General features: G+C 41.3%; 18 protein-coding genes. 4 read left to right on the forward strand and 14 right to left on the reverse strand.

What is annotated here, in order from left to right:
• Positions 1-124: 124 nt before the first annotated feature.
• Positions 125-1036, forward strand: a complete 912-nt coding sequence (accD, locus tag QWZ08_RS15660) for an acetyl-CoA carboxylase, carboxyltransferase subunit beta (RefSeq protein WP_290338420.1) — start codon at positions 125-127, stop codon at positions 1034-1036.
• Between the two features lie 68 nt (positions 1037-1104).
• A complete protein-coding gene (locus QWZ08_RS15665) occupies positions 1105-1803 on the forward strand; it encodes a thioredoxin domain-containing protein (protein WP_290338421.1) in 699 nt (232 codons plus the stop codon).
• Here QWZ08_RS15665 and QWZ08_RS15670 read toward each other — a convergent pair whose 3' ends face one another.
• Entirely contained in the window at positions 1804-2856 is a 1053-nt protein-coding gene (locus QWZ08_RS15670; RefSeq protein WP_290338423.1) for an arginase family protein, read from the reverse strand.
• Between the two features lie 154 nt (positions 2857-3010).
• Here QWZ08_RS15670 and QWZ08_RS15675 point away from each other — a divergent pair, with 154 nt between their 5' ends.
• A complete protein-coding gene (locus QWZ08_RS15675; RefSeq protein ID WP_290338424.1) occupies positions 3011-3391 on the forward strand; it encodes an HPF/RaiA family ribosome-associated protein in 381 nt (126 codons plus the stop codon).
• 71 nt (positions 3392-3462) lie between these two features.
• Here the strand turns inward: QWZ08_RS15675 and QWZ08_RS15680 are convergent, their stop codons facing one another.
• From QWZ08_RS15680 to QWZ08_RS15715, 8 genes are all read right to left on the reverse strand, one after another.
• On the reverse strand, positions 3463-4266 hold the full coding sequence (locus QWZ08_RS15680) for a Cof-type HAD-IIB family hydrolase (protein ID WP_290338425.1): 804 nt from the start codon (positions 4264-4266) through the stop codon (positions 3463-3465).
• 85 nt (positions 4267-4351) lie between these two features.
• Complete coding sequence (locus QWZ08_RS15685; RefSeq protein WP_290338426.1) at positions 4352-4738, reverse strand: hypothetical protein; 387 nt, start codon at positions 4736-4738, stop codon at positions 4352-4354.
• 89 nt (positions 4739-4827) lie between these two features.
• Positions 4828-5229 (reverse strand): hypothetical protein, encoded by a 402-nt coding sequence (locus QWZ08_RS15690; RefSeq protein WP_290338427.1) that lies wholly within the window; start codon positions 5227-5229, stop codon positions 4828-4830.
• Positions 5230-5665: 436 nt separating this feature from the next.
• Positions 5666-7342: a glutamate formimidoyltransferase gene (gene ftcD, locus QWZ08_RS15695; RefSeq protein ID WP_290338428.1), complete on the reverse strand. Its 1677-nt coding sequence runs from the start codon at positions 7340-7342 to the stop codon at positions 5666-5668.
• 173 nt (positions 7343-7515) lie between these two features.
• The gene (hutI, locus tag QWZ08_RS15700) at positions 7516-8775 is read right to left on the reverse strand and encodes an imidazolonepropionase (protein WP_290338429.1); all 1260 of its coding nucleotides are present in this window, start codon (positions 8773-8775) and stop codon (positions 7516-7518) included.
• 28 nt (positions 8776-8803) lie between these two features.
• Positions 8804-10183, reverse strand: a complete 1380-nt coding sequence (locus QWZ08_RS15705; RefSeq protein ID WP_290338430.1) for a UDP-N-acetylmuramate--L-alanine ligase — start codon at positions 10181-10183, stop codon at positions 8804-8806.
• Between the two features lie 15 nt (positions 10184-10198).
• Positions 10199-11419, reverse strand: a complete 1221-nt coding sequence (locus tag QWZ08_RS15710) for a TCR/Tet family MFS transporter (RefSeq protein ID WP_290338431.1) — start codon at positions 11417-11419, stop codon at positions 10199-10201.
• Positions 11420-11517: 98 nt separating this feature from the next.
• Complete coding sequence (locus tag QWZ08_RS15715; protein WP_290338432.1) at positions 11518-11853, reverse strand: DMT family protein; 336 nt, start codon at positions 11851-11853, stop codon at positions 11518-11520.
• A gap of 206 nt (positions 11854-12059) precedes the next feature.
• Between QWZ08_RS15715 and QWZ08_RS15720 the strand changes: the two genes are divergently transcribed.
• On the forward strand, positions 12060-13052 hold the full coding sequence (locus QWZ08_RS15720; RefSeq protein WP_290338433.1) for a DUF8428 domain-containing protein: 993 nt from the start codon (positions 12060-12062) through the stop codon (positions 13050-13052).
• A 117-nt stretch (positions 13053-13169) separates the two neighbouring features.
• Here QWZ08_RS15720 and QWZ08_RS15725 read toward each other — a convergent pair whose 3' ends face one another.
• The 5 genes from QWZ08_RS15725 to QWZ08_RS15745 all read right to left on the reverse strand — a co-directional run bounded on the left by QWZ08_RS15725 (position 13170) and on the right by QWZ08_RS15745 (position 17490).
• Positions 13170-13604, reverse strand: coding sequence for a VOC family protein (locus QWZ08_RS15725; protein ID WP_290338434.1), 435 nt, complete (start codon positions 13602-13604; stop codon positions 13170-13172).
• Positions 13605-13661: 57 nt separating this feature from the next.
• Positions 13662-14045 carry a DUF1801 domain-containing protein gene (locus QWZ08_RS15730; protein ID WP_290338435.1) on the reverse strand — a complete coding sequence of 128 codons (384 nt, stop codon included), beginning with the start codon at positions 14043-14045 and terminating at the stop codon, positions 13662-13664.
• A gap of 103 nt (positions 14046-14148) precedes the next feature.
• Positions 14149-14646, reverse strand: coding sequence for an SRPBCC family protein (locus tag QWZ08_RS15735; protein WP_290338436.1), 498 nt, complete (start codon positions 14644-14646; stop codon positions 14149-14151).
• Positions 14636-14962 carry an ArsR/SmtB family transcription factor gene (locus QWZ08_RS15740; protein ID WP_290338437.1) on the reverse strand — a complete coding sequence of 109 codons (327 nt, stop codon included), beginning with the start codon at positions 14960-14962 and terminating at the stop codon, positions 14636-14638. The genes QWZ08_RS15735 and QWZ08_RS15740 overlap by 11 nt, the downstream gene beginning before the upstream one ends.
• Before the next feature lie 281 nt (positions 14963-15243).
• A complete protein-coding gene (locus tag QWZ08_RS15745) occupies positions 15244-17490 on the reverse strand; it encodes a TonB-dependent receptor (protein ID WP_290338438.1) in 2247 nt (748 codons plus the stop codon).
• Positions 17491-17503: the final 13 nt, after the last annotated feature.

Genomic DNA, 17503 nt, shown 5'->3' on the forward strand with positions numbered 1-17503 from the left:
AATTGTTTGCAGTTATTTTACACCACCCTTAAAAAGCTGTTTTTAAAGATGTAATAAATTTTTAACTTTTAAAAGAACCCTGCATTTTTTAGCTTCTTGCAATACAATGCAGGTGGGGCTTATTATGATAAAAGAAGAAGATTTTGATGCCAACCTTGCCGGCGAAGACGGAGAATCAGATGAAACAAAAAGAAGCTGGTTTAAGCGTATTAAAAAAGGCATTCTTACGGCAACAAAAGACAAGGCGGATGCACCCGAAGGACTATGGACCAAGTGTCCCAATTGCAAATACACTTGCACCGTTTCGGAACTCAGGGAGAACTTATTTGTTTGTCCTAAATGTGATCATCATCACCGCATTGGAAGCGGAGAATATTTTGAAATTTTGTTTGATGACAATGAATACGAAGAGCTCTTTGCCAATATTGTATCCACAGACTATTTACAATTTGTAGATTTAAAACCCTACAATAAAAGGCTGGATGAAACCTACGCCAAGACTGGTATTCACGATTCCATCACTGTAGGACATGGCAAATTAAAAGGCAATGATTTTGTGGTTGCCTGTATGGACTTTGAATTTATCGGCGGCAGTTTAGGGAGCGTAATGGGTGAAAAAATAAGCCGTGCATGCGACTACTGTATTTTGCACCGCATCCCCTTTATGATCATCAATAAAAGCGGTGGTGCCAGGATGATGGAAAGCGCATTTTCATTAATGCAGCTTGCCAAAACTTCGGGTAAATTATCGCAGTTGTCTGATGCCAAAATCCCTTACATCTCACTGTGTACCGATCCTACTTTCGGCGGTACAACTGCTTCCTTTGCGATGCTGGGCGATATCATTTGCGGAGAGCCAGGTGCCTTGATTGGCTTTGCAGGCCCCAGGGTTATCAAGGAAACAATCAAAAAAGATTTACCGGAAGGTTTTCAGCGCAGCGAGTTTTTACTGGAACATGGATTTCTTGACTTTATCATCAACAGGAAAGAATTGAAAGATAAATTGGCTTCTTTGTTATTGCTTTTTAAAAATTAATTATGCCAGGAAAAATCCGTCTGCCTGCTGGCAGATAGATTTTCTGGTTGCAGCTTAACTATTTTTTTATGAAAATAATTCACCGCACAGCCATTGCTTTTTTGTTTGGGTTGATTTTAATTTCCTGCCAGGCGCAACAGAAAACCAACTTAACGGCAGATGAATTTGAAAAAGCAATCACCAAAGATTCTGTACAAATTTTAGATGTAAGAACACCAGAAGAATACAGTGCTGGCCATATTAAAAATACATTGCTGGCCAACTGGAACGACAAAGCTGAATTCAGCCGCAGGGTTGCGTTTGTAGATAAAAACAAGCCAGTGTATATCTATTGCCTGGCCGGCGGCCGGAGTGCTGCTGCAGCAAAGCAGTTACGTTCAGAAGGCTATGAAAATGTAATAGAACTTTCAGGCGGCATCAATGCATGGAAGGCCGCCAATAAACCGCTGGAAGGAAAATCTGATGAAAAGCAAATGACCGAAGAAGCTTTTAATGCAGCCATCAGTGGCAAGACGGTGCTGGTTGATTTCGGCGCAACCTGGTGCCCGCCCTGCAAAAAAATGGAGCCTGTCATAAAAAGTCTTCAAAGCAATCATGCCAACCAGTTTGAGCTGGTGAAAGTGGATGGAGGTAAAGATCTTGACCTGTTAAAAAAATATGCAGTAACTGCTCTGCCAGTCTTTATAGTATTTAAAAATGGCAAACAGGTTTGGCGCAAAGATGGTGTGGCTACAGAAAAAGAAATGGCGGAAGCCCTGCGCCCCTGATCAATCCTGCGACAACTCTTTTACAAAATCACTTACAAGGTAACTTATCAGTATCCCCGTGGTATCATTTTTTTTACCGTCAACCAATTGCACCGCACCTTCGCTGATATGCAGGTAAGCAGGTTTGGAATCCTGGGCTGTAAAAGTAACGTATTGCCTTGCCTGCAACACAGATATTCCTGCCGGCAGCATCCCACTGCTTAGTACCTGTTCAATACAATTTAAATCCAGCTCTATGCCGGTGTAGGTATCTTCCGTAAACCCGGTTGCGTGGGCTACGGACTGCATAAAGTTTTTTCTGCCATGGATAAAAATTTCTTCGTAGGTGATATAATCTATAAAGGGATTGTTGTGTATTTCCAACAACACATTTTGGGATATTGTGTTTTCATGTACGCCGATAATGCAGTATTTACCGAGGTACCCATCTTCTTCAGCATAATGAAACCCATTGCCATTGTGTCTTCCTTCGGTTGCACTAAAATCAACATGCGCATCCAGGTTAATACAATTGATCTGGGCTAGCGGAATAACGTCTGCCTTATGCAATCCTTTTGCCGTTCCCTTAATAATGGGATAGGCATTGTTTTGCCCGCCACCAATTACAATGGGTATTTTTTTTAACGCCGTAATTACTTTGATCATATTCTCCACGGCATCATCTATGCTGTTTACTGCATGGCGGTAAGCTTCTATCAGTTCATCAGGATTATCCGCATTGTTTTCTATAAGGTATTTGATGTCTCCAAAATCAAAATGACCCAGCAGCAATATATTTTCACCATTTAAAAAATCATTGCTTTGGTTATTTAAAAAGCAGGATAAAAAGGGCAGCCAGGCGGTATCAGTACCACCTGTTCCATAATTCGCCTTCACACCAATATCTTCTGGAATGCCCAGCAGCACATACTTTTCGGCAGATTGCTGCAATGCTTCCATCCAATCGTTCGTTACAGGGAGGTGTTTTATCCGCTCCCCTATCCGGGTTTCAAAACGGCGAATTTTTGTCAGCGATAGTATATCTTCTTTGGAGTAAAACTTAAAATGTTTCATATAGGGAAGTTAACAAAATTTGAACTTATCCGGATGCATCCTTTTAATGAATCAATTTTTGCTGATTAATGATACGAGGCAAATCCGGAGGACTGACAATTATGCTTAAAATTTGTTTGGCACAATTGCTGCCTGACTACCATTAAAAAACACCATGGATATCATTATTCAATCCTTAGGATTTAAAGCAGGAGAATCAATTGAGCAGTTTATTACAGAAAAGATGAATGGCTTAAAAAGTGAGACCATTATCAGGGCCAACGTAACCTTGTTTAAAGGGCCGGACACCAACCCAGAAAATAATTATTGTGAAGTGCGGCTGGAAGTGCCGGGCAATGATTTGTTTGTAAAAAAGAACAGTCAATATTTTGAGACTTCGGTAAGCGAATGCACGGATGTATTGGCAAGCATGCTGAATAAGGCAAAAGATGTATCAACCGACAGAAGACAGGCGCAGACAATGGAGATCCAGGATGCGCTGATAGCAGGTGACGTAAATGATGAAGAAACAGAACTGGAAGATGTTGTAAAGTAAATATGATTCACGCATGTAAACAGCCACCGGGTTAAACCTGGTGGCTGTTGTATGTATTGGATTACCTGGTTTTAATTAAAACAATATTGCAATGCTTTGGCAACACCATCATTGTTGTTGGTGTCTGTAACGTAATTGGCCACTGCTTTTATTTGTTCCGGCGCGTTGCCCATGGCTACACCCATACCGGCAAACTCAATCATTCCCTGATCATTAAAATTATCTCCTATCGCAATAATTTCTTTTTGCTCAATACCATAGCGGTTCATCAGGAACTCAACGGCCTTTGCCTTGGAAGCTGCGCTGCTCATCACTTCCAGGTAAGTAGATTGTGATTTAAAAATATTCAGCTTTCCGCCATGCAATTCAACAAGCCGCTGTTCAATATCATGCACCAGGTGCTTTTCGCCGGCAATCAATATCTTGTTCGGGCCATTTTTTTGTTCATCCCAATATTGAAGGGTTTCACCAAAGGGTTGAATTTTTATTTTAACAGCCGTAATTTTTTGTTCCTTTTTAATGCGGTCGGTTTCCTGTTCTGCAAACCATTCCATCTGGCTGTAATACATGGCAGACAAGTCATACATGCATAATTCTTTATGAACACTTGCAGCTTCGTGCAATGAAACTGCATCTTGGAAAATCACTTCATCCTTGTGTACAATATAACCTCCATTTAAACTCACCAATGGCGCATCGTCAGCTACAACATTTTTTATTATGTGCATCATACCGTGTAAAGGCCGTGCAGAAATCGGTATTACCAAAATTCCCTTTTGCTGCAGATGATGAATGGCCTGCCTGTTGGCTTCGCTCACAGAATGATCACTCTTTAATAATGTGCCATCCATATCTATAAAAACTGCTTTGTACATTGGTTTACTGTATTGAGTTTAGTGCGCAAATATAATAAAAAAGCCCCCGCATTGCGGAGGCTCGTTTTTGCTGGTTTCTGTTGTATTACCAATTCCTTCTGTCATGATCATCATGGTCTCTGTGATAAAGGCCACGGCCATAAAAATTTTCAATTACTTCATGAATTTCCCTGTCGCGTTTAAATTGCAAGCCTTCAATGATGCGTGCTTTTCTAAAACGACTCATATAGAAATTAAAACGTACGGCTTCTATTCTTTCGTGGTATTCATGGTTGATCCTGGCAATCTGCATGTCTTTTTCTCTTTCAGAAAAATAATAGTTGCGTCCGCGGTCACCATAACCGTTTTCACGGGTGTTCATACCGACAGTATTGTCATACCCTTTGTCATCGGATCGGTCACTCCTGTATTGGGCCGATGCAGCTGTAGTAAAAAATATTACTGCGGCTAAAATTGTAAAAGTTTTTTTCATGATTGGTAAGTTTAAATTGTGATTGGATTGGTTGTAAAAATTTATAAACGTTTTATACTGAGTGTATTCGTTATAGTTATTAATTGTGTTTACCAGTTCGGCCTGTCACGGTCATATCCTCTTTTGTTGTAACCTTGGTGATGGAATTTTTCAATTACCGAATGAATCTCCTGGCCGCGTTGAAAATTCAGTGCATCTATTTTACGGTTCTTTTGAAAACGGCTCATAAAGAACTGGTTCTTTACGGACTGGATTTTATAATTGTATTCCCGGTTAATTTGGACAACCTGCATGTCTTTTTCTCTTTCAGAAAAATAACGATCGCCCCTGTCATCATAACCACCGCCCCTGGTTGGAAAACTGTTTACTACTACATCGTGCGATTTGTTATTATCATATTTATTGTCGTTGCGACGGTTACCATCATATTGTGCAAATGCTGCAGAAGTAAATAAAGTGGCAAGTGCTAAAATTGTAAATGTTATTTTCATGGTTGTAAGTTTAATTGTTATGAATGCATATAAGATGTAATCGGATTCACTTCGTTTACCAATGAAATGTTAATAGATAAATTCGCCGGAACGCATTTATGCGTTGCTGTGAAAAGGAAAATATTTTGGTTCGGGCAGCAGTTTTTCATAGCAGCATCGTTGTGTCACTCACTTGTACTATATACCCGTGTGGAGCGCCTTCAACCAGTTGCAGTATTGCTAGCTTGAAGTGAACATTAATTTAAAGGCAAGGATAATAAGAAACTACAAAACCCTTTATAGGCAAGTATTTGAGCGCAACAGCTCAATAGAAAAATAAAAGTACAAGAGGGCGATGCAACGATGTTCAACAAAGCTTCTTAGCCCGGACAAAAATATTTTGACAACGCTTGTTGATGAATTCAATTGAGAAAATTATACAACTGTAAGCATGTTTCTACAAACCAATTTTTTCATTAACGATTTTTAGAATTGTCGCTTCCAATGCTATTGTTTCCTGTTCAATTTCGTTACCCCTCGCGACAATATCTTTTACAAACTCACCATCGGCATAACCAGCTGCATTGATGCGTACATTCATGAAGGCGCCCATCACGGCACTGCGTGCACAGAGTGCGCCAACGCCTGCATCCGACACAGAATTGGGATTGCCAGTTTCGGCCATGGCTTTTATAACCTGCATGCTGGCATGTGCCAGCTGCATTACTTTAAATGGAATCTCGATGGCATACTTAGTGGCCAGCTGAATGGCTTTTGTACGTGCAGCTTTTTCTTCGTCTGTTGTTTTTGGTAAACCAAATGCATCCATGATCTGGTTGAAAGCTTTGGTATCTGCATCTACCAGTTTCAGCAATTCATTTTTGTATTGCTGGCCTTTGTCTGCCCAATCGCTGAACTCCTTCCAGCGATCATCCCAACCTTTTTTTTGCGATGATAAATTGGCTACCATCGTAGCAAGAGAAATACCTAAACCGCCGATGTATGCTGCAATAGAGCCACCGCCAGGGGCGGGACTTTCGCTGGCAGTTTTATCTGCAAAATCAGTGAGTGATAAATTAATCAGTTTGCTGTCAACTTTCTCAGCCAGCAAATACTCGATGATTCTTTCTTCCGGTTTAAAAGGCGCCAGTTCATCCAGGCCCATCGATTTAATGGCAATTTTGATCAGTTCTTTTTCAGACACGCCTGTTGAGCGCTGCTGTTTCAACAGAAAATATTTTCCTGCATCCAGCATGGCTTTTAATGGAATTAATCCTACCAGCTCGCTGCCGGTTACGCGTATGCCCCGTTCGTTTGCTTTGGTGCAAACTTCATCAAACGCAATGTGCACGGGCGTTACATTGATGTTGGTGAGGTTGATGGAAATTTGTGCTATGCCATACTCTTCAATAAACCAGCCGATTGCCTTCACCGCTTTTAAACTACCGGGAATGTTAACAGGCTTACCATTTTCATCCAGCACTGGTTTTCCGTTTACCTGTTTTACGCGACCAGCTTCTCTCACATCAAATGCAATGGCATTTGCACGGCGTGTGCTGGTGGTGTTCAGGTTTACATTGTAGGCCACTAAAAAATCCCTGGCTCCAATTACAGTAGCGCCACGTTTGGTATCAAATATAGCGGGGCCAAAATCGGGTTGCCAGTCGGGGTGTTCTATTTTTTTTACAAAACCCTCATACTCACCCGCACGGATGTGCGATAAATTGCTGCGCTGCTTGTTGGGTTGCGCAGCTTCATATAAATACACCGGCAACTGCAACGCTTCCCCCACCCGCTTTGCCAGTTGCAGCGCATACTGTACCGTTTCCTCCATTGAAATATTGGCCACCGGTATCAGCGGACAAACATCCGTAGCGCCCATGCGGGGATGCTCGCCTTTATGCGTGCTCATGTCAATCAGCTCGCCGGCTTTTTTAATGGCCCTGAAAGCCGCTTCCACAACAGCTTCCGGCGTACCCACCATCGTCACAACGGTACGGTTGGTCGCTTTGCCCGGATCCACATTTAATAAACGCACCCCATCCACCGCTTCAATTTCAGCAGTAATCTGGTTAATGATACTTAAATTATTTCCTTCACTAAAATTGGGCACACATTCAATAAGCTGTTGCATGTAAATATATTTTTAGCTGTCTTTTTAGCGTTAATATTGAACTCTTAATTTTATCAAAGATGCAAAAGAATATCAACATCAGAGTGATGATCATGGCATGAAAATAGGATCTTCCTAAAACTTTTTAATCATTCCCTATCCGCCAAAATCTGCGTTCACACAAAAATCCTAATTCAGACATATTCTCCATTGATCATCACCTTATCAATTAAATTGCTGCCAAAAGCATACGGCAGGTAGGCAAGCGATGGAATGGGTTTTGTAAAAATAAAATTGGCTTTTTTACCGATAGTGATACTGCCAGCCTGGTTGCCCAACTCCATTGCAAAAGCTCCGTTAATGGTAGCCGCATTAATGGCTTCCTCCGGCAACATTTTCATTTGAATACAAGCCATCGCAAGCACTAAATTCATATTGCCGCTTGGCGATGAACCTGGATTAAAATCACTTGCCAGTGCAATGGCACAACCGGCATGCATCAAAGCACGGGCATTGGGAAAACCCATTCTTAAAAAAAAAGCTGCCGTTGGCAATAAGGTGCAGATGGTTTGTTTACCCTGCTTGTTTTGATTACCCAAGCTGTTAATTTCTTCGCCCGTTAAGGTTTCTAAATGATCAAGCGATATAGCGTTTAACTGTAGCCCCATTTCAATACCACCAATGCTGCTTAACTGGTTTACATGTAGTTTAGGTTTCAGGCCATAACGCATACCGGCTTTGCAAATGGCTTCCATCTCTTCAGGTGAAAAGAAGCCCGTTTCACAAAACACATCGATGTAATCCGCTAATTTATCCTGCGCAATTACCGGCAGCATTTCGTTGACGATACTGTCAATATATTCACTATGATTTTCTTTGAACTGAATTGGATAAGTATGTGCTCCCAGGAAAGTAGATTTTATCAGCAGGTTCGATTTTTCTTTCAACCGCTTTATAACCCGCAACATCTTTAACTCACTTTCAACTGTTAACCCGTATCCACTTTTTATTTCAATGGCACCAGTGCCTAGTTGACTGACTTCCTGCAATCTTTTCCAGGCCTGGTTAAACAATTCATCTTCGGTGGTGTCGTTTAATTTTTGTGCCGAGTTTAAAATGCCTCCTCCTCTTGCAGCAATCTCAGCATAGCTGATTCCTTTTATCTTATCAATAAATTCGTTTTCCCGACTGGCTGCAAACACAATGTGGGTATGGCTGTCGCACCAGGCAGGTAAAACAAAACTATCCTGCGCATCAATAATATGTTTGGGTAGATGAGGTGCTTTAAGTTCCACCTCATACATCGCACCATAGTCAGCAACTATACCATCTTCAATTAAAACAAATGCATTTTCTATACAGGGCAACGTCGCCATGTTTGAACCGCAAAGCAAATCACTTTGCTCCCGGACGTTTACGAGCTGTTGTATGTTGGTGATCAGTGTTGCTGACATTCGAAACTTGTATTTAGGTCTCTTAAACTTATAAACCTGCTAAAATTTCTTTTCCAAATTGTTCCAGCCCCGGATCCCGTGCGCCCATTAAAAGCAGCACACAATTATCTGTAAAATGTGGCCTGGCCGTTTGCAAGAAGTCTTTTCTGTCACTCACAAAAAAAGCGTTTTTGCCGAGGGTTTTTAAATCATTGATCAGGTCGTTTGCCGAAATATCTTTTACCGCTGTACCACCGGCATAAAAAATTTCACTCATCCATATTTCATCCTGCGGCCTTAATACAGCGGCTATTTCTTTTACAAAATCATTTCTTAAAAAACGGGTAGGTCCATAACCGTGCGGCTGAAACCAGGCAATCACTTTTTTGGCAACAGGCTGGCAGGCTTCAATACTCCGGGCACATTTTACAGGGTTATGTGCGTAATCATCAATCAGCCACACCCCATGCTGATGGCCCAATACCTGGTGACGGCGGTAAATGCCTTCATAGTTTTTTAAAGCCGCCGAGCAGGTTGCAAGATCAACTCCCAACTGGTTTGCAACTGCTGTTGCTGCCAGTGCATTTTCCATGTTCAGTTTACCAACGGTGTTCAAACTAAAATCTGTACCGTTGATGTTGAAGGTGATGGTCAGTCCTTTTTGCTCAAAAGCCGCCGCTTTGTAGCCTGCATCGGTATCTGTACCAACACCGAAATCGTTGGCTGCATTTACAGACAACTGGCTTGCCAACGCATTGGATTGATTGACTATAAATAATTGCTGTGTATTCTTTTTAAATGTCCCGAATATTTCCATCAGTTCATCAATCTCCTGATGGTCTTTATCAATGTTCAGCAACAGGCCGACTTCCGGATGGTACTGCACAATAGACCCATCGCTCTCATCTGCCTCAATCACCAGCCAATCGCCTTTGCCAACTTTCGCATTACCAATCTTACCTTCCTTAATAATGCTGATAAGGCCGGCGCCGCTGATGATGCCGGGCTGTAAGCCACCCGCCGCCAGTATATCGTACAACATAGCACTGGTGGTACTTTTACCGGAGGTACCGCCAACGGCAATTGTCTTTTTGCTCGTGGCAATCAGTGCCAATACTTCACTTCGCTTTAAAATAGGGATGTTAAGCAGCTTCGCTTTTTGTACTTCTGCCACGGTATCTTCTATAGCGGTTGAAACTACTACCAGGTCAGTATTTGCGGTGATGCCTTCCCCGTTTTGCAAAAAGCATTTTATACCTTCAGCTGACAATTTTTCTTTTGTATCATTCGCTTCACCTTCTTTAAAATAGCGGTCGCTGCCACTTACATTTTTTTGTATGCCTGCGAGGTATTGTGCAATTGCACTCATGCCTGTTCCGGCAATGCCGATAAAAAAAACGTTTTTAAAATCGCTGATATCTTTGATCATCTGCTGAACAATTTTTTATGAGATAGTTGTATTATGCCGTAAGGTACGCCAGGCCAATACCAAACTGATGGTCATAAACAGGCCGCCTAAAAAAAAGGCTGCACCAGCAAAATGCACCGGCGCACCTGGTTTGGTGAAGTAGGAGAACAAATTCGTCATTAACAACGGTCCGATAATATTGGTAACGCTCATTACGCTGGTAAGGCCGCCCTGCAATTCGCCCTGTTCGTTTGCGGGAACCTGTCCGCTGATGATGGATTGTAATGCCGGACCGCACACGCCACCAAGACAGTAAGGCACCAAAAATAAAAACATCATCCAGCTTTGCGTAGCCATGGAAAATAAAAACAGGCCAACAGCATATAACGCAATCCCCAGGTAAACACTTTTTTTATTTCCCAGCCACGGGTTTACAATACGTATTAAACCGCCCTGTACTGCTCCCACCAGCAAGCCAACCAACCCAAGCGAAATACCAATGGTGCGTGGCGTCCAGTTAAACTGTTTTATACCGAAAAAAGACCAGGTGCTTTGTACGGCATTCGCCGCTAAATAAATCAGGAAAAAAGAAAGAATCAGCCCTCCCACCGCGGGATATTTTTGTAATTGTTTGAGACTTCCAATCGGGTTGGCTCTTTTCCACTGAAACTCTCTGCGATTTTCAACCGCCAAAGATTCGGGTAACACAAAGTAGCCATACAAACAATTTACAAGACTCAGGCACGCCGCTACAATAAAAGGAACTCTAACTCCATATTCGCCCAGCAGTCCGCCAATAACAGGCCCCAGTATAAATCCCAACCCGAATGCAGCCCCAACCATACCAAAGTTTTGGGCCCTGTTTTGTGGCGTGCTAATATCGGCAATGTAAGCAGTTGCGGTTGTAAAACTGGCACCGGCAAAACCAGCAATGAGGCGGCCTATAAACAACCAGCCGATGGAAGGTGCCAGGGCCAGGAAAATATAATCAATTCCCAAACCAAGTAAGGAAAGCAGCAAAACGGGACGCCTGCCATATTTATCGCTGAGGTTACCCAGCAAGGGCGCAAATAAAAATTGCATAATGGCATATGCAAAAGCCAGCCAGCCGCTATACCTTGAAGCATCGCTGATAGTACCATGAATCAGCCGCTCTATCAGCCCCGGCACCACCGGTATAATCAGACCGATACCTGTAACATCTATTAACAGGGTAATAAAAATAAAGCTGATGGCTGCAGAACGTTTGGTCTCCATAAAAGTATTTAGTTATAAACAAAGATAAGGCCCTGCAACATACGGGTACCAGCACTAAACAAAGTATTCCATTTCGAAAAAAGAGTGCAGAGCGTTATTTATTTTTTAAACATAAAATAGACAGCACCCAACAGCAAGACAAAGCTCACCAGGTATTTCCATTGTAAAGGTTCCTTCAGGTACACCACTGCGAAGATGGCAAACACCACAAGCGTGATTACTTCCTGTGTAATCTTTAACTGAAAGCCGCTCATACCGCTCAGGTAACCAATCCTGTTTGCCGGCACCATCAGGCTGTATTCAAAAAAAGCAATGCACCAGCTCAGCAAAATTGCCTTCCACATGGTTAATCCTTTTTCTTTTAAAAGGCCGTACCATGCAAACGTCATAAAAATATTGGAAGCTATCAGTAAGCCGATTGTTTTAAAATTCATATTTGTATAGTTGAATTTCAAAAATAATTAAAATCAAACTATAAATTACGTGCGCTGCAAGTCATTCGCCTTATTAAAACTGGCATGGTTTTAGAAATTCACTTTCATAAAAATTGTAGATTTTTTAACTTAGTTGTTAACATATCCACATTTGGAACCAAACATATTTTCACATTCATTATTTTTATAACCAAAAACAACTCCATATGGCATTCGAAAATTTCCCTCCATCAGAATCACCACAATCTACTCCTCCAAGAGAGCAGAAAAAAGATTGGCGCACGCTTTTATCTATTCCGTTGATTATTGCACTACTTGGTACCTGGGGCTATATCATTTGGGATAAGAGTAAAACAAAAGATGAGATTCAAAAAAAAGATGTGCAGTATGCATCGGTAGTTACAGAAAAAGATACACTGCAAAGCCAGCTTGAAGAAGCGACTATGCGCTACGATATTTTAAAGACCACGAATGCAAAAAACGACAGTACCATTACTGCAAAAGACAGGGAGATTGCCGCAAAAAAGGCACAAATACAGGGTATTCTTTCCAAGCAACATGCTACTGCAGCAGAATTGAAACAGGCTAAAGAATTGATAGCCTCACTCAATACTGATATTGCGGATTATAAAGTACAGATAGAAACATTGAAAGGAGAAAATGCGGTATTGACTCAGGAAAAAGAGGTGGTGACACAGGAAAGAAATAAAGTAAAGCAGGATTATGATTCAGCAAAAAATGTAATCAAGGCAAGGGAAGACGTTATCGACGTTGGTTCAACCTTACATGCAGCCAACTTCTCAATTATAGGAATAGATGACAAGGGAAATGGTAAAGAAAAAGAAACAACCAAAGCAAAGAAAGTAGATAAAATCCGCATTGCCTTTGACCTTGATGAAAACAGGATTGCCACTTCCGGTCCGAAAGATTTGTACATTCTTGTTACCGCCCCTGACGGTAAACCTGTATCAGTTGAAGCGCTTGGTTCAGGAGTATTCACTACCAGGGAAGGAGAACAAAAAACTTACACACAAAAAGTTAGTGTAAATTATAACCAGGGGGAAAAACAGCGGGTTAGTTTCGACTGGAAACAAAACTCTCCGTACATAACCGGGGATTACAAAATTGAAGTTTATCACAACGGTTTTAAAATTGGCGAAGGCACACGACACTTTAAAAAAGGTGGCTTATTCGGTTAGAACTTGTAACAGATTCAGTAAAAAGTCCCGGAGTTTTTCCGGGACTTTTTTATTTTGATTAATTTGAAAACCGCTTTTGATTTCAAGGAGCCTGGCTGACGTGGTTTTTCGCGGTTATTACCCGTTGTTTTTAGGGTCAAAGTCCACCATCCATTCAATACCATATTTGTCTCTAAAACAACCGAAATAGGAACCCCAGGGACTATCACCGATAGGCCCTTCTATTTCTCCACCCACAGACAGCCCGTTAAACAAATTATCTGCTTCTTCTTTACTCTCTGCAGTTATTACAATTTTGCTTCTGTTCTCATTTTCATTTGTTTTTCCAAAAATTTCCGGAACATCATTTCCCATCAACATATCAGTTTTACCAATAGTCAGGGCAATATGCATAATTTTATTTTCTTCCTTTTCTGCAACCTTAAATTCAGCACTTGCCAGGTCTTTGAATCGGATAATCTTTGCAAACTTTCCGCCAAATACTGATTTGTAAAAGGTAAATGCTTCTTCAGCGTTTCCGTTGAAATTAATGTGAGGATTGATACGTGCCATAATTTTTATTTTTTTGGATTGTTTAATTGTTATTAAAAGGCATTCTGTTTTTTTAAATCATTTCGTCAGGTCATCCTTTTTATTCGTGGCCTCAACGCCATATAAAATTGAAGTTTTAAGTATGTCAGGGTTTATATCTTTCAGTGCTTTAAACCTGATGCAATACCCGGTGACGGTTGCCTTGCCTATTTTATTTGCATAGGTTTTGGCTAAGTACGTCTTATCCTCTATACCAAGAATGTATACAGAAATACCGGTTGTATTTGCACTTAAACCAATTTGATAAAATTCCCTGCTTGTACCATCAGCATATTTTATAATGTAAGATCCATATCCGATATTAGGATTAGAAACAGTTTTATTTCCTCTGTTTTTACCATCCAGGAACCATAATTTACATGCCGGCATTATTTGCAAAAAACGGTGGTGCAGGGCTTCCATGTCACTGCGTTTTGGTTCAGGCAGGCTGGTAATATACTCCTTGATTTGTTGCTATACGGTCATTTTAATGCATTGAAGTATTTGCGATTATTTAGTAATCCTGTCATTTTTGAGATAACCTTGCCAACAGATTTTCCAGGTTGCTCAATGACATTTTCATTCCCTGTGTAAAGCCGTCCAATATCCGCTCTAACCTTTCAAGCGATTCATTGTAAATAGTGATGCTCACTTTTGTTGTACCATTTTGTTCGCTGAAAGTATGATCCCATTCAGATCCAGGTAATTCACGGTTTTCAGCTGCATCTGCAAAAGCATTATACATTTTAAAGTTGGTTTTAGGAGTAATGGAAGTGTATTCCTGAATTGCCCAGCGCTCTTCTCCTTCAGGGCTTACCATTGCATAAAATCTTTTGCCGCCAACTTTAAAATCCATGTATTTCGTTTTGCACGTCCAGGGTTTAGGTGCCAACCATTGGTCAAGCAGTTCCTGTTTTGTAAAAGCATCCCACACCAGTGAAAGTTCAGCATCAAATTCCCTGGTGATGTATACCATTTTAGCTTTTTTGTCAACAGTGAAATCAAATAATAAGTTAGCGCTCATTTTTTCTGTTTTTTATGGTTGATAATACAATATCAAGTTGATTAAAGCGGGTTTCCCAAAGCTTCCTGAACTGCTCAAGCCATTTATCTATTTCTTTCATTTTTTTAATTTCAAGTGAATAATAGATTTCCCTGCCTTGTTGTTCCTGCTTCACCAGTTCGCATTCTGTAAGTATCCGCAAATGCTTTGACACAGCTTGCCGGGTGGTATTGAAGTTTTCAGCAATGGCGTTAGGCGTCATTGCCTGCAATGCTATTAAGGTAATTATTGCCCTCCTCGTTGGGTCGGCTATTGCCTGAAAAATATCTCGCCTCATGATTTTAATTTTCTATTTACGCATCCAATCGGTTGCAAATATATGCGCAACTATTCGGTTTCGCAAGTGTTTTGATAAATATTTTTTAGAGAAAAGTATATGGAAAAATTTGTAAGCAATCTCCAGTTGTCTGAGCACGAGCCTTTCTGTTGTCAAATTTGGTAAAGGCGGGAAAGATTTATTTAACATGCTACCGGATTTTGTTTTTTAAAATACTGTCCGGAAGAATTTGCAAAGTACGTGCTAAAATAATGCAATTGCATATAACCTAACCATTGCTCTCAAAAAAACACAGCCAGTTTTAACCTTGCAAAAAAGGGTGTACCCGGAGTAAAATTAAGTTCGGTAGCGGCTGTGTTCTCGTTTTGTAAACGGGAGGTGGTGGCAAACTGTGCTTCGTTCCATTTTGAGTTCAGCATGTTTTCTACTGCCAATCCTATTTCATAAGAGGGTTTGGTATAATTGATGGAGGCATCGCCTAAAAAATAGCCTTTGGCTATGATGCTGTTGTCTTCATTGGCGGATCGGTTTTTAATATAGCGATAGGATATGCTGCCATTGAAACCCTTGCCGGCTTTATAATACAGGCCTCCGGTACTGGTGGCTGTCGGTGCCAGCGGGATATAACTGGTTTCTTTACTTAAGCCCAATGCCCTGGGCTTTGTAAAATTGATATTGACGTTGGCGAAAATATTGTTTGCCAGCTGATACCGTGCAATCACGTCTACGCCTTTGCGCAGGGTTTTACCGGCAGGTTCAATATTGCCATCATCACCTACATATACAAACTCCTGGTTTAGTTTTAAATACCAGGCGGCGATGTTGAGCAACAGCTTTTTGTTGGGTTTAATAATTACACCCAGGTCAGTTCCGTAAGCGGCAGGTAAAATTTCCTTTCCGCTATTGGCCACCACTACTCTTGTATCATTGCTATGAAATCCCTTGCCAGTTTTTACGTACAACTGAAAGGCGGCAGTGGCTGTGTACTGGATATTTAGTTTAGGACTGAGGATCATTTTTGATTGCCCGGGCTGTTGCAGATGACTTAACTTGTTAAAATAACAAAAGTGAAAATAGTCTGCACGAAGCCCGGCATCTAAAAGCCATTTTCCTTCACTAAACTGTTGCTGCGTAAAGGCGAATCCGTTGGTTTCTTTTATATTGCCCAGCTGAATGTTACTTAAAAATACACGTTTTACAACATGTGTTAGTTTACTATCCTGTGTGGCATCATACCGTACACCTGCGCCGTATGTGGATTTCAGGCTAAACTTACCCAGCTGGTATTGGTGATTTAGCTTGGTCTGGTACCCGGCAAGGTTTCTTCTTTCGCCCTGGTTTATTTCGTCTCCCTTGACAGGATCATTTAAATAAAACGTAAAGTCAGAATAGAGGTCAAACAGATAGCGGCTGTAAAACAACTGGTTTTGCCAGTAAGCCCCGTTCGTAAAATGATGTATGAGCAGCAGGCTGGCATTGTGGCGTTGCGTTTGGCCACCTTCACTCGGGTCAATGCTTCCAAAACGATCAATCAAACCGTTTGCCACGGCTCTTCCAGGCACCTGGCCGGATGCATCCCAGCCACTTGCAAAAGAAGAAACACTTGCTGTGAATTGCGTTCGGTCGTTGATGGCAAGATTGTATTTTCCAAAAATATTGAAACGTTTAAAATGTTGCGGGTTAATGGTGGGGCCATTTGTATAATTGACTTCGCTGGCAATATAAGCGCTCTGCTTGCTTTTATTTTTTTTGATCAGGTCTAGCATGGCCAATGCCTGGTAGGTATTAAATCTCCCTGCTTCTACCTCCACCCTGCTGTTGGCAATATTATTGAAAGTTCTGAATGCAACATAACCAGCTGTGTTTAAATTACCATGATCAGCATAGTAAGGTCCGGTCCCAAAATCAATATTGTTGATGGTTTCAGGGATGATAAAATGTGCATCGGCGTACCCCTGCCCGTGTGCATGGCTTACCATGTTTACCGGCAGGCCATCGACTGATACCTGCACGTCGGTGCCATGGTCGCAATCAAATCCCCGAAGAAATATTTGCTCGGCCTTTCCTCCACCGGCATGCTGCGCTACGAACAGGCCGGGCACAAGGCGCAACAATTCCTGCGTATTGCGTACCGGTTTAAGATCAAGATCTATCTTACTCAAAGTGCTGAATTTAGTGACGCTGTTACTTTGAAGTACCACTATATCTTTTAAATTAAGTACTGCATGCTCCAGTTCAATGGTGATATTTCCGTGGCTGCCTGTATGAACATGCTGGGTTTTATAGCCAACCAGAGAAACTGCCAGGCTATCATTTATATTTTTAAGGAAGAGTGTGAAATTACCTGACTGGTCAGAACTTGTTATTGCACCATTACAGCCCAAATCTGCTATGGCAGCGTATTCGAGTGGCTGCATGGTGCCCGCATCCATTATTCTTCCACTCACTTTTATTTGGCAAAAGGCTGCTTCGCTGGTGATACAACAAACAAAAAACAGGAAAGGAATGAAACAGCTGTTCTTCTTCATAAGCACAATTTTA

Source organism: Ferruginibacter paludis (assembly GCF_030409685.1).
Lineage (GTDB): Bacteria > Bacteroidota > Bacteroidia > Chitinophagales > Chitinophagaceae > Ferruginibacter > Ferruginibacter paludis.